Origin of the sequence: Nocardiopsis sp. NPDC058789, assembly GCF_042745575.1 — a bacterium.
In the GTDB taxonomy this organism is placed as follows: Bacteria; Actinomycetota; Actinomycetes; order Streptosporangiales; family Streptosporangiaceae; genus Nocardiopsis; species Nocardiopsis eucommiae.
The window spans coordinates 62,734-74,480 of record NZ_JBHYOW010000004.1 but is presented as its reverse complement, the minus strand read 5'-3'; the positions used below and the strand labels follow the sequence as shown (position 1 = coordinate 74,480).

The window sequence follows — 11,747 nt, the reverse complement described above, 5'->3', positions numbered from 1 at the left end:
GTGAGTCCCGCCTGTCCGCCTTGGCCACCGGGGGGTGCCCGTTCGAGCGCCGGAGAGGGTTCTGCAAGACGAGTCAAGCCGCCAGCGAGGAACGAGCCAGGCGTAGACGAGGATGAAGAATCCCTCTGCAAAGGCGCCGAACACGGGCCGAAGCGAAGCGGAGGCCCAAAGAAAACAGAGAACACGCCGTGCCCCCTGGGTGCTCCGGGCTGGACGGCTTAGTAGGCTTCCCGCCGTGCCGGGTCGCTGTGCCCGCACCTCGGAATCGACCCCGTCCCCGGTGGAGGTGACCCCCGATGGCCACGCGTGCCTCCTCAGGCGGTGCTGGGCGCAAGAAGCCCGCAGCGCGCAGACCGGCGGCGAAGAAGCGCATGCCCGACGGGCCCATCGCGTACGTGGTCACGCTCTTCGGTCAGTTCCTGCTGGTGATGTGGAAGCTCGTCGCGCACACGGTGGGCGGGGCGGCCCGCGCGGTCGGACGCAGCGCCCGCGGCCTCGACCCCGACCTGCGGCGCGACGGGGCGGGGCTGATCCTGCTGGCCCTGGGCATCCTGGTCGCCTCCGCCGTGTGGTGGCAGAGCGACGGCCCGCTGCTGGAGGCCACCCGCTTCGTGGTGGTCGGGGGCTTCGGCACCTTCTCGCCGATCCTTCCCCTCCTCTTCCTGCCCATCGCGGTCAAGCTGATGCGCACCCCGAGCACGAGCAAGGAGGGCGACGCGGGGCGGTTGTTCATCGGGGTCACCTCGATCATGCTCGGCCTCCTCGGGCTCATCCACATCGCCCACGGCATCCCGCAGCCCGCCGACGGTATCGAGGGGCTCCAGGAGGCGGGCGGCGTCATCGGCTTCGTCGCCTCCGGCCCGCTCAGCGCCGTGGTCACCCCCTGGCTCACCGGGCTCCTGCTGGCCCTGATCCTGATCTTCGGCATCCTCGTGGTGACCGCCACCCCCATCCGCCGCATCCCGGACCGGCTCCAGACCCTCTTCGGCGCCCTGATGGAGCGCGACACCGGCCCCGACTCCGGGATCGGCCTCCTCGGCGCGGACCCGGAGAAGCCCGCCAAGCCGCGCAAGCGCAAGCCGAAGGCGCAGACCGCCGAGGCCCAGACCGTCGCCGGGGACCACGAGCGCCCCTACGACAGCCCGGTCCTGCCCAGTGAGCCCGAGGCCGCGTCGATCGCCCCCGCTCTCACCGACGAGGAGGAGGCGAAGGCCTCGGCGGCGAAGAAGCCCGCCCGCAAGAAGGCCAAGGCCCCGACCCCCGACCCCACGCCGCCGCCGGTCACCACCGAGCAGCTCTCCATCCCCTCCCGCGTGGTCGAGGGCGACTACGAGCTTCCCGCGCCGACCATGCTCAAGCCGGGCACGCCGGTCAAGCCCCGCACACAGGCCAACGACGACGTCGTCGCGGCCCTGAGCGGGGTCCTGGACCAGTTCAAGATCGACGCCGAGGTCACCGGGTTCACCCGGGGCCCGACGGTCACCCGCTACGAGATCGAGCTCGGCCCCGCGGTGAAGGTCGAGAAGGTCACGGCGCTCTCCAAGAACATCTCGCTCGCGGTGAAGAGCGCCGACGTACGTATCCAGTCGCCGATCCCCGGCAAGTCCGCGATCGGCGTGGAGATCCCCAACACGGACAAGGACATAGTGAGCCTGGGCGACGTCCTGCGCTCCTCGGCCGCCACCTCGGACGACCACCCCATGCTGGTGGGTCTGGGCAAGGACGTCGAGGGCAGCAACGTCGTCGCCAACCTCGCCAAGATGCCGCACGTGCTGGTCGCCGGTGCCACCGGCGCCGGTAAGTCCACCTGCATCAACGGACTCATCACCTCGTTGATGATGCGCGCCACCCCCGACGAGGTGCGCATGATCCTGGTCGACCCCAAGCGGGTCGAGCTGACCATGTACGAGGGCATCCCGCACCTGATCACGCCCATCATCACCAACCCCAAGAAGGCCGCCGAGGCCCTCCAGTGGGTGGTGGGGGAGATGGACCGGCGGTACGACGACCTCGCGGCCTCCGGATACCGGCACGTCGACGACTTCAACGCCGCCGTGCGCACCGGGGAGCTCACGGCCCCGCTGGGCAGCGAACGGGTCTACGAGCCCTACCCCTACCTGCTGGTGATCGTCGACGAGCTGGCCGACCTCATGATGGTCGCCCCCCGCGACGTCGAGGACGCGGTCGTGCGCATCACCCAGCTGGCCCGCGCCGCGGGCATCCACCTGGTCCTGGCCACCCAGCGCCCCAGCGTCGACGTCGTCACCGGCCTGATCAAGGCCAACGTCCCCTCGCGGCTGGCCTTCGCCACCTCCAGCCTCGCCGACAGCCGCGTCATCCTCGACCAGCCCGGCGCGGAGAAGCTGGTCGGCAAGGGCGACTCGCTCTTCCTCCCGATGGGCGCGGGCAAGCCCATCCGCCTCCAGAACGCCTGGGTCGCGGAGAAGGAGATCCGGGGGATCGTCGACCACTGCAAGAAGCAGTCCGAGCCCAGCTACCGCGAGGACGTCGCGGTCGTCGACACCAAGAAGAAGGAGATCGACGAGGACATCGGCGACGACATGGACCTGCTGCTCCAGGCGGTCGAGCTGGTCGTCACCACCCAGTTCGGATCCACGTCGATGCTCCAGCGCAAGCTCAGGGTCGGGTTCGCCAAGGCCGGCCGCCTGATGGACCTCATGGAGAGCCGCGACGTCGTCGGCCCCAGCGAGGGTTCCAAGGCGCGCGACGTGCTCGTGCAGCCCGACGAACTCGCGGCCGTGCTCACCGACATCCGGGGCGGATGAGACCGAAACCACGTCCGTGACGCCCGATTTGGCGCGATCTTGAGGCCTTCATGGGGCGTGGTGACCTGCGTTGTCCGTGTCCGGGTAGCAGAGTGGGTAGACGTAGGCACAGACAGTCGCGGGGGGAGTGCGCATGGCGACGATCGGCCAGACCCTGTCCGCCGCACGGATCGCGGCGGGTTGCTCCTTGGAGAACCTGAGCACACGCACACGTATCCGTATGCAGGTCCTGAGGGGGATCGAGAACGAGGACTTCGTCCCCTGCGGAGGGGACTTCTACGCGCGAGGACACATCCGGAGGATCTGCAAGCTCTTCGGTGTGGACCCCGCACCGTTGCTGGAGGAGTTCGACAGGGAACACGCGTCGCCTGAGAAGGCCACCTTCGTCCCTCCGCCCCGGCACCCGTCCGCGAAGCCCAAGGCGGCCAGGGTCGCGGCGGCCCACGGCGGACGAACCCACGCCGGAGCCGACGAGCGCCAGGCGTCCCCGGACGTTCGGCGCACCTTCGGCGACGAGGAGGCCGACCCGGAGCAGCGGGCCGAGAGCTGGGGCCACTTCGAACGCAACCAGCGGCTGGCCCGGCCGCCACAGCGCAACAGACCCCGGGGGGTCCCGACGGCCGGGGCCAACGGTGGGGCGGCGGTACCGGAACCGCGTCGACCCGGACGGCACAGCAGGCCGGAGAGCCCGCCGCCGGGGGCCCGACCGGGCGCCGCCCGAGCCGCCGCGCCCCGGAGCGGCGTCAGCAGCACCAGGACCCGCCGCGCCGAGGCGGTCCGGCGACACTGGCCCTGGGCCGTCGTCGGCATCATCCTGATCGCCGCCGTGTTCGTGGGTGTGCGCACCTGGCAGGGCTGGGAGGAGGGCAATCCCGTCCGGACCGCCTTCGAGTCGGCCCGGTCGGGCGGCGAGGGAGGTGCCGACTCCGTGCTGCTCCCGGAGGACGCGGCCGTCCCCCTCGACCGCGCCGAGACGGTCGAGGAGGCCCCGGCCGAGGTGGAGCCGGTCGAGTTCACCGTCTCCTTCACCGCCAGCGACCGCAGCTGGATCGAGGTCAGCGAGGCCGACGGCGAGGCGATCTACACCGGGTTCCTCCTGGAGGGGGAGACCCAGGACTACGCCACCGAGGTGCCGCTGAACCTGTGGATCGGCAACGCGGGCGCGATCGACGTGGCCGTGGACGGTGAGGACCACGGCCCCGCCGGCGAGATCGGAGAGGTCCGGGAGGTCACCATCGGGGCCGAGGGCCTCGAGAACTGACGGGTTCCCACGGCGCGGCACGGCACCACGTGCGACGAGGCCGGGGTACGGGCGGGTAGGTCAACCACGGTAGTGTGGGGGGCTGCGGGCGGCGACCATCGACGCCTTCGTGCGAGCACGACCCGACCGGTACCCCGGCCTTCGGCCGCGCCGCGCCCGCTGCACCCGTAGCTCTCCCACACGCTTGGAAGCCATGTCATCGCGCCGTACTGTCTCACTCGTCACCCTGGGGTGTGCGCGTAACGAGGTCGACTCCGAAGAGCTCGCCGGTCGCCTTGCCGCTGGCGGCTGGGACCTCGTCGACGACGACACCAAGGCCGACGTGACCGTCGTCAACACCTGCGGGTTCATCGACGCCGCCAAACAGGACTCCATCGAGACCCTGCTGGAGGCGGCCGAGGGCGGCGGCAAGGTCATCGCCGCCGGCTGCATGGCCGAGCGCTACGGCTCCGAGCTGGCCGAGGCCCTCCCCGAGGCCAACGTCATCGGGTTCGACGACTACGCCACCATCACCGACCGGCTCGACGACGTCGTCGCCGGACGCAAGCTGGCCCCGCACGACCCGCGCGACCGCCGCACCCTGCTGCCGATCAGCCCGGCCGAGCGCGACGCCTCCCAGGTCCACGTGCCCGGACACGCCGCCTTCACCGACTCCGAGGGCGCTGAGGGCACCGAGCTTCCCTACCGCGCGGCCACCCCGCGCCGCCGCCTGACCGGCGGCCCCGTCGCCAACCTCAAGATCGCCTCCGGCTGCGACAGACGGTGCACCTTCTGCGCCATCCCCGCCTTCCGGGGCGCCTACATCTCCCGCCAGCCCGACGAGATCGTCCGCGAGGCCGAGTGGCTGGCCAGCGAGGGCGTGCGCGAGGTCTTCCTCGTCAGCGAGAACTCCACGTCCTACGGCAAGGACCTGGGCGACGTGCGCGCGCTGGAGAAGCTGTTGCCGCGCCTGGCCGCCGTCGAGGGCCTGGAGCGGGTCCGGGTCAGCTACCTCCAGCCCGCCGAGGTCCGCCCCGGGCTGGTGGACGTGCTCACCAACACCCCCGGTGTGGTGCCCTACTTCGACCTCTCCTTCCAGCACGCCAGCGGCCCGCTGCTGCGCCGCATGCGCCGCTTCGGTGACCGCGAGCGCTTCCTCGAGCTGCTGGAGACCGCCCGCAAGGGCGCTCCGGAGGCCGGTGCGCGCTCCAACTTCATCGTCGGCTTCCCCGGCGAGACGGAGGAGGAGTTCCAGGAGCTGGTGGCCTTCCTCAGCGAGGCCCGCCTGGACGCCATCGGTGTGTTCGGCTACTCCGACGAGGACGGCACCGAGGCCCTGACCCACGAGGGCAAGGTGCCCGAGGAGGTCGTCCAGGAGCGCGTGGACACCCTCAACCGCCTGGCCGAGGAGCTCATGGTCCAGCGGGCCGAGGAGCGGATCGGTACCGAGGTGACCGTCCTGGTGGAGACCGTCCTGGAGGACGGCGCCTACGAGGGCCGCTCCGAGCACCAGGCGCCCGAGGTCGACGGCAGCACCATCCTGTACGGCGAGGGTCTGGCCGTCGGTGACCTCGTGCGCGCCACCGTCATCCAGTCGATGGGGGCCGACCTCGTCGCTGAGCAGGACGGGGAAGCCGCCGACAGATGAGCACCCACGACCCCGCGGCCTCGCCCGCCCCCCAAGCTCCGCTGTGGAACATCGCGAACATCCTCACGATGAGCCGCCTGGTCATGGTGCCGGTCTTCGTCTGGTTCATGTTCCTGGACGGGCTCGGCTGGCAGCTCGCCGCGTTCTCCGTCTTCGTGATCGCCGCCATCACGGACCGGGTGGACGGTGAGCTGGCCCGCCGTCGGAACCTGGTCACGGACTTCGGCAAGATCGCGGACCCCATCGCGGACAAGGCGCTGACCGGCGCCGCGCTGATCGTGCTCTCCGTCCAGGGAGACCTGTGGTGGTGGGTCACCATCGCGATCCTGCTGCGCGAGTGGGGGATCACCGCCCTGCGCTTCGCGGTGCTGCGCTACGGCGTCATGCCCGCCAGCAGCGGCGGCAAGCTCAAGACCGTCCTCCAGATCGTGGCGATCAGCATCTACCTGTTCCCGTTGGGGCTGCTGCCCTTCACCAGCGTGTTCATCTGGATCGCGCACGGGGTCATGGCGGCGGCGCTGGCCGTCACCCTCTGGACCGGTCTGACCTACGTGGTCGACGCCGTCCGCCTCGTGCGGGCCAGGGGCGCCGACGGCGGGAAGCAGTAGGGCCGTGGACGGAGCGGGGGACACCCGGATCGGGGGAGAGGCGCTGGAGGCCGCGCAGGCCGCCCACCGCGCCCTCCTGGAGGCCGGGTCCACCGCCGCCACAGCCGAGTCCCTCACCGGCGGTCTGATCGGCGCCCACCTCACCGCGGTCCCCGGCGCCTCCGCCACCTACCGGGGCGGGGCCGTCACCTACGCCACGGACACCAAGGCCTCCGTCCTCGGGGTCCCCGAGGCACTGCTCGCCGAGCACGGCGCCGTCCACCCGGACGTCGCCGTCCACATGGCGTGCGGGGCGCGCCGACTCACCGGAGCCGACTTCGGGGTCGCCGTCACCGGCGTGGCCGGGCCCGAACCGCAGGACGGGCGGCCCGTCGGCACCGTCTACGCGGCGGTCGCGGGACCGGAGTCACACACCCGGGTCGTCCGGTTCAGTTTCACCGGGGATCGTTCGGGTATCCGCCTTGACACGGTCACGGGTGCGCTGAGGCTCCTGGGGGCCGCCGTTCGCGGGGACGTGGCGGGAAACACCCGGGCCTGATCCCTCCGGCTGGTCCACCTCCCCCGGGGTGAGGGAACAAAACCACCCCCGGGCACGGTTCCCCCTCCAGCGAACAGGACGGCAAGAGGTGCCCGAATCGGGCGTGGGGCAGGTACGGTGTTGTATATGAAGGTCGTTACCGGTGGGAGGGAGCGCGAATGATGGTCCTGCTTCGTCACCTACTTGGTGACGTGCTCAGGCGGCTGCGCCAGCGCCAGGGTCGCACCCTCCGCGAGGTGTCGGCCGATGCACGGGTCTCCCTCGGATACCTGTCCGAGGTCGAGCGGGGACAGAAGGAAGCGTCCTCCGAACTGCTCTCCTCGATCTGTGGGGCCCTCGGGGTTCCGCTCTCGCAGGTCCTCAGGGAGGTCTCCGACCAGCTGGCACTGGCCGAGCTCCAGGAGGCCGCACTGCTGGGCGACGCGGTCACGACCGACCCCGTTCCCGCGCAGGACCTCGGCATCGCGCCCGTCCCGGATCGCGTTCCGCAGGTCGCGGACATGGCCGGTGTGTGACACCAGGTCCCACCCGCACTCGTCAGCGCGGACCGTACGAGTCCGCACTCAGGAAGCCGGTCACCCCTCGGGGTGACCGGCTTCCGGCGTTCTGGGCGGCGCCCCGGAGGGGCTGTCCGTTCAGCGGTGGGTGTGGTTGACCCAGGACTCGGGGTCCTCGGCCAGCACGCGCACCTGTTCGGGGAGTTCGTTGGTGACGAGGTGCTGGAGGTTGACCCCCTCCAGGATGGAGCGCTCACTGGCGCGCAGGGCGATCCACACCTGTTGCAGGCTGCGGGCGGCCCCGTCGTAGTCGACGTGCTCGGGGCGTTCCCCGCGCACGTTGGCGAGCGGTCCGTCGACCGCTCGGATGATGTCGGCGAGGGAGATCTCCGCCGCTGGTCGGGCCAGCCAGTAACCGCCGACGGGACCCCGTTGGCTGCGTACCAGACCGGCACGGCGTAGCTGGGTGAGGATGTTCTCTAGGAATTTTCCGGGGATGGCCTGCGCGCGTGCGAGCTGCTCGGCCGTCACCGGACCGTCGCTGGCGACAGCGAGCTCTGCGGCCGCGCGAAGCGCGTAGTCGACCCGGGCTGAAAGGCGCATGCTGTGATTATGCCGTGGTTAGAAGGGCGAATGGGGCACCGGGCGCCGACGAGTGTTGCCAGCGGCCGGGATGCTACACGCCAAGGGTACTTCTCCTACCGACTTTCGGGGACATGGGTGATGTCCCCCCTCGTGTCGGAACCGGAGAACACCCGCGGCCCGGTCCCTGGTGGAGTGGTGGGGACCGGGCCGAGGCGGAGCGTACGGGGTGGGTACGCCCTGGGAGGGGTCGAGGGGCGGGCGGCCTACCGCGCGGCCTCCAGCGCGCCCGTGGAGCCCAGGAGCTCGGCGGCGCTGAGCCCGTTGACGTGCGCGGCGCCGTAGGTGCTCACATAGGCCCCGCAGTCGGGCCGCCAGATGGGCAGGCCCATCTCGACGACCACGGCCTTCGGGTAGGCGCTGATCAGGGCGTTCACGAACGCCTGGGCGGTCGGGTACCGGTGCGCGTCGCGCACCACGACGACCAGGTCGCGGCCGGAGGCGGCGGCCAGCACGGCGGTGGGGTCGTCGGTCTCCGGGGAGACCCGGACGGTGTCGCTGAACCAGGGGCCCAGGCCCCACGGCACGTCGCCGACGGCCACCCCGGCGGGGGCGTCCACCTCGACCACGTACGGGTTCTCCAGCGGCGGGAGGTCCCCGTCCACGCGGACGGCGCGGCGGGCGCCGGTCAGGCCGACCCGCTCGGTGTCCTCCGCGTCCGCGCGGCCCTCGGCGGAGTCCCTGATCCACTGACGCAGCCGGGCGTTGCGGTCGGCCGCCTCCTCCAGCCGCTCACCGGCCAGGCGGCCCTCCCGGACGGCCTCGACCAGTGCCGTGCGGACCTGGGCGACCTGGTCCGCGTAGACGAACCGGCCCAGGCACAGCAGGTCGCACCCGGCGGCCACCGCGAGCACGCTGGCCTCGGGGATGCCGATCTCACCGCTGACCCCGCGCATGTCCATGGCGTCGCTCACCACGACCCCGTCGAACCCGAGCTCGCCGCGCAGCAGGTCGTTGAGCAGCGCCTGGTTGAGCGTGGCCGGGCCGTCGCCGCCGCCCAGACCGGGCAGCTCGATGTGCGCGGTCAGGATGGATCGGACCCCGGCGTCGATGGCCGCCCGGAAGGGCAGCAGTTCACGCCGGTGCAGCAGGTCCGCGTCGGCCTCCACACGGGGCAGGGTGTGGTGCGAGTCCTGGGAGGTGGCGCCGTGGCCGGGGAAGTGCTTGGCGCACGCGGCCACTCCGGCCTCCTGGAGGCCACGAACGGAGGCGGCGGCGTGTCGGGCGACCAGCTCGGCGTCGGCTCCGAAGGAACGGGTGCCGATCACCGGGTTGTCGTCCGCGACGTTGACGTCCACGGAGGGGGCCAGGTCCAGGTTGAAGCCCAGACCGGACAGCTGGTGGCCGAGCGCGCGCAGGGTGGCCCGGGTGAGGTCGGGGTCGTCCACCGCGCCCAGGGCGGCGTTGCCGGGGTAGTCACTGCCCCGGGCCTGGCCGATACGGGTGACGTCGCCGCCCTCCTCGTCCAGGGAGATCAACGGCGTGTCCGTGGCCTCGCACAGGCTCGCGTTGAGCGCGGTGACCTGCTCGGGGCTCTCCAGGTTGTTGTGGAAGAGACAGACGCCGGAGATCCCGTCCGCCAGCCCGTCCAAGATCCATCGGGGGGCCTGGAGGGACTCGAAGGGCACCAGCAGCGTGGCGTTGGCCAGACGCTCCAGTGTCGGGTCGTGCGGCATGACGAACTCCGTTCGGTGAGCAAGGGTGCCCAGGGGAGGGCAGACGCGTGGCGGGGATGGTGTGGTGTGACGGTCGGTCGTGTCGGGCGGTCAGCCCTTGACGGCCCCCATGGTCAGGCCGGAGACCATGCGGCGCTGGACGAAGAGGAAGAAGATCATCACCGGGATGGTCAGCAGGGTCGAGGCGGCCATGATCGGACCCCACTCCGTGCCGAAGCGGCCGAAGTAGTAGGAGAGGGTCAGCGGCAGCGTGTAGTTGTCCGTGCTCCGGCCGAGGAAGGTCAGGGCGACGATGAACTCGTTCCACGCCGTGATGAACGCGAAGATGCTGGCCGCCACCAGGCCGGGTGCGACGAGCGGCATCAGGATGCGCCAGAAGATGGTCCAGCCGCTGGCGCCGTCGATGGCCGCGGCCTCCTCCAGCTCCTTGGGGACCGCGGCGACGAAGCCGCGGAGCATCAGGATGGTGATCGGCAGCGACACGGCGGTGTAGACGATCAGCAGGCCGGAGAGGTTGCCGAGCAGCTGCACCCCGGTGGCCTCCGAGAGCGACCGGAAGTTGATGAAGATCGAGATGATCATCGCTTCCATCGGCACCATCTGGATGACGATGAGCAGCATGATGAAGGCGGAGCGGAGCTTGAACCGGAACCTGGCGACGGCCACCGCCGCCAGCAGGGAGAACAGGGCTCCCATGGCCACGGCGCCGAGGGTGACCAGGAGACTGTTGGCGAGGAAGGTCCCGAAGTTCACCCCGGGGATGAGCTGGCCGTTGATCACCCGGTCGAAGTGTTCCAGCGTGGGCGCCTGGGGGAACAGCCGCTGGTCCCGGGTGAAGATCTCGCCGGTCGGCTTGAAGGCCGTCGAGACCATCCAGTAGACGGGGAAGACCGAGAACAGGAAGACGGCGATCCCGGCCAGGTACAGGGGGAGGTCGCGCAGGCGGCGCAGCGGGCTGCGGCGGTGGACGCGTCGCGGGGTCCCGGTGCCGCCGGAACCACCCGACGTGGAGCCGGGAGCGGCGGTCGCGGGACGAGCGGTCTTGTCGACGGCGGTCATCGGGTCTCCCCCTGGCGGATCATGATGCGCAGGTAGTACGCGGTGACGGCGAGGATCATGACGGTCATGACCACCGCGATGGCCGAACCCATGCCGTAGTTGGCCGGGCTGGCGCTGAACCCCTGCTGGTAGATGTAGTAGGAGAGCAGGTAGACGTCCTTGTTCTGGAAGCTGTTCGCCAGGATGTACAGCTGGGTGAACACGCGCAGGTCCCAGATGATCTGGAGGACCAGCAGGAGCGCGAACAGCGGACGCAGCATCGGGAAGGTGACGTTCCAGAACGACTTCCAGGCGTTGGCGCCGTCCATCCGGGCCGCCTCGTAGAGCTCGGACGGGATGCTCTTGAGACCGGCGAGCACCGACACCGCGACGAACGGGAACGACTGCCAGACGATCACCATGATGAGGATGCTGAACAGCGACAGCGGTTCGAGGAACCAGTTGTACTGGAGCCATCCGTCACCGACGAGCCAGTTCGGCAGACGGTCGAGGACGACGTTGACGAGGCCGCGCTCGGGCAGGAACAGCCACCGGAACACCAGGGAGGCGCTCAGGGCCGGCGTCGACCAGGCCAGCATCATGCCGATGGCCACGAAGGTGGAGAACCACTTGGGCAGCTTGTGCAGCAGGATGCCGATCAGCGTTCCGAGCACCATGGTGATGCCCACCATGAGGACGCAGACGACGACCGTGTTGCGCAGGATCGACCAGAAGGCGGGGTCGGTGAGCAGGCTCTGGTAGTGAGCGAAGTCGTTCCACTCCGGACCCGGCTGGTTGGGCATCAGGTTGCGGGTGGTGAAACTCGTGAACGAGTACCAGACCATCTGGACGATCGGCCAGAGCAGGACGACCGCCAGCAGGATCACCGACGGGATGATGAGCAGGTACGGGATCGGCTTGGGCCGCCTGGCTCGGGCGGGGGCCTGACCCACGGCGCCGTCCGGTTCGGCTGACGCTTTGTCGACGGTTCTCGGCATGGGCTTCTCAATCAGGGCGGGTTCGACCGGAAGGGGCGGGCGCGGGGTCCGCGCCCGCCCTCACGGCTGTGCTCAG

Annotated in this window: 10 protein-coding genes; 6 read left to right on the top strand and 4 right to left on the bottom strand. The window is 70.6% G+C overall.

Annotated features, from left to right (window positions below):
- Positions 1–296: 296 nt before the first annotated feature.
- From ACFW3L_RS06435 to ACFW3L_RS06410, 6 genes are all read left to right on the top strand, one after another.
- On the top strand, positions 297–2,786 hold the full coding sequence (locus ACFW3L_RS06435; protein ID WP_378737075.1) for a DNA translocase FtsK: 2,490 nt from the start codon (positions 297–299) through the stop codon (positions 2,784–2,786).
- Between the two features lie 133 nt (positions 2,787–2,919).
- On the top strand, positions 2,920–4,047 hold the full coding sequence (locus ACFW3L_RS06430; protein WP_378737073.1) for a helix-turn-helix domain-containing protein: 1,128 nt from the start codon (positions 2,920–2,922) through the stop codon (positions 4,045–4,047).
- A 193-nt stretch (positions 4,048–4,240) separates the two neighbouring features.
- Positions 4,241–5,674, top strand: a complete 1,434-nt coding sequence (gene rimO / locus ACFW3L_RS06425; RefSeq protein ID WP_378737071.1) for a 30S ribosomal protein S12 methylthiotransferase RimO — start codon at positions 4,241–4,243, stop codon at positions 5,672–5,674.
- Positions 5,671–6,282, top strand: coding sequence for a CDP-diacylglycerol--glycerol-3-phosphate 3-phosphatidyltransferase (gene pgsA / locus ACFW3L_RS06420; protein ID WP_378737069.1), 612 nt, complete (start codon positions 5,671–5,673; stop codon positions 6,280–6,282). The genes rimO and pgsA overlap by 4 nt, the downstream gene beginning before the upstream one ends.
- Before the next feature lie 4 nt (positions 6,283–6,286).
- Positions 6,287–6,820 (top strand): CinA family protein, encoded by a 534-nt coding sequence (locus ACFW3L_RS06415; RefSeq protein WP_378737067.1) that lies wholly within the window; start codon positions 6,287–6,289, stop codon positions 6,818–6,820.
- 158 nt (positions 6,821–6,978) lie between these two features.
- Entirely contained in the window at positions 6,979–7,335 is a 357-nt protein-coding gene (locus ACFW3L_RS06410) for a helix-turn-helix domain-containing protein (protein ID WP_378737065.1), read from the top strand.
- Between the two features lie 120 nt (positions 7,336–7,455).
- Here ACFW3L_RS06410 and ACFW3L_RS06405 read toward each other — a convergent pair whose 3' ends face one another.
- The 4 genes from ACFW3L_RS06405 to ACFW3L_RS06390 form a co-directional block, all read right to left on the bottom strand.
- Complete coding sequence (locus tag ACFW3L_RS06405) at positions 7,456–7,920, bottom strand: Rrf2 family transcriptional regulator (RefSeq protein ID WP_026129576.1); 465 nt, start codon at positions 7,918–7,920, stop codon at positions 7,456–7,458.
- Between the two features lie 245 nt (positions 7,921–8,165).
- Entirely contained in the window at positions 8,166–9,635 is a 1,470-nt protein-coding gene (locus ACFW3L_RS06400) for a glycoside hydrolase family 3 protein (protein ID WP_378737062.1), read from the bottom strand.
- Between the two features lie 90 nt (positions 9,636–9,725).
- Positions 9,726–10,694 carry a carbohydrate ABC transporter permease gene (locus ACFW3L_RS06395; RefSeq protein WP_378737061.1) on the bottom strand — a complete coding sequence of 323 codons (969 nt, stop codon included), beginning with the start codon at positions 10,692–10,694 and terminating at the stop codon, positions 9,726–9,728.
- On the bottom strand, positions 10,691–11,671 hold the full coding sequence (locus tag ACFW3L_RS06390) for a carbohydrate ABC transporter permease (protein WP_378737060.1): 981 nt from the start codon (positions 11,669–11,671) through the stop codon (positions 10,691–10,693). Before ACFW3L_RS06390 ends, ACFW3L_RS06395 begins: the two co-directional genes overlap by 4 nt.
- Between the last annotated feature and the right edge of the window lie 76 nt (positions 11,672–11,747).

What these genes read in the sequence shown, in the direction of transcription:
- ACFW3L_RS06435 (WP_378737075.1), top strand. Translation starts at nt 297, where the DNA reads ATGGCCACGCGTGCCTCCTCAGGCGGTGCTGGGCGCAAGAAGCCCGCA.
- ACFW3L_RS06430 (WP_378737073.1), top strand. Translation starts at nt 2,920, where the DNA reads ATGGCGACGATCGGCCAGACCCTGTCCGCCGCACGGATCGCGGCGGGT.
- rimO (WP_378737071.1), top strand. Translation starts at nt 4,241, where the DNA reads ATGTCATCGCGCCGTACTGTCTCACTCGTCACCCTGGGGTGTGCGCGT.
- pgsA (WP_378737069.1), top strand. Translation starts at nt 5,671, where the DNA reads ATGAGCACCCACGACCCCGCGGCCTCGCCCGCCCCCCAAGCTCCGCTG.
- ACFW3L_RS06410 (WP_378737065.1), top strand. Translation starts at nt 6,979, where the DNA reads ATGATGGTCCTGCTTCGTCACCTACTTGGTGACGTGCTCAGGCGGCTG.
- ACFW3L_RS06405 (WP_026129576.1), bottom strand. Translation starts at nt 7,920, where the DNA reads ATGCGCCTTTCAGCCCGGGTCGACTACGCGCTTCGCGCGGCCGCAGAG.
- ACFW3L_RS06400 (WP_378737062.1), bottom strand. Translation starts at nt 9,635, where the DNA reads ATGCCGCACGACCCGACACTGGAGCGTCTGGCCAACGCCACGCTGCTG.
- ACFW3L_RS06395 (WP_378737061.1), bottom strand. Translation starts at nt 10,694, where the DNA reads ATGACCGCCGTCGACAAGACCGCTCGTCCCGCGACCGCCGCTCCCGGC.
- ACFW3L_RS06390 (WP_378737060.1), bottom strand. Translation starts at nt 11,671, where the DNA reads ATGCCGAGAACCGTCGACAAAGCGTCAGCCGAACCGGACGGCGCCGTG.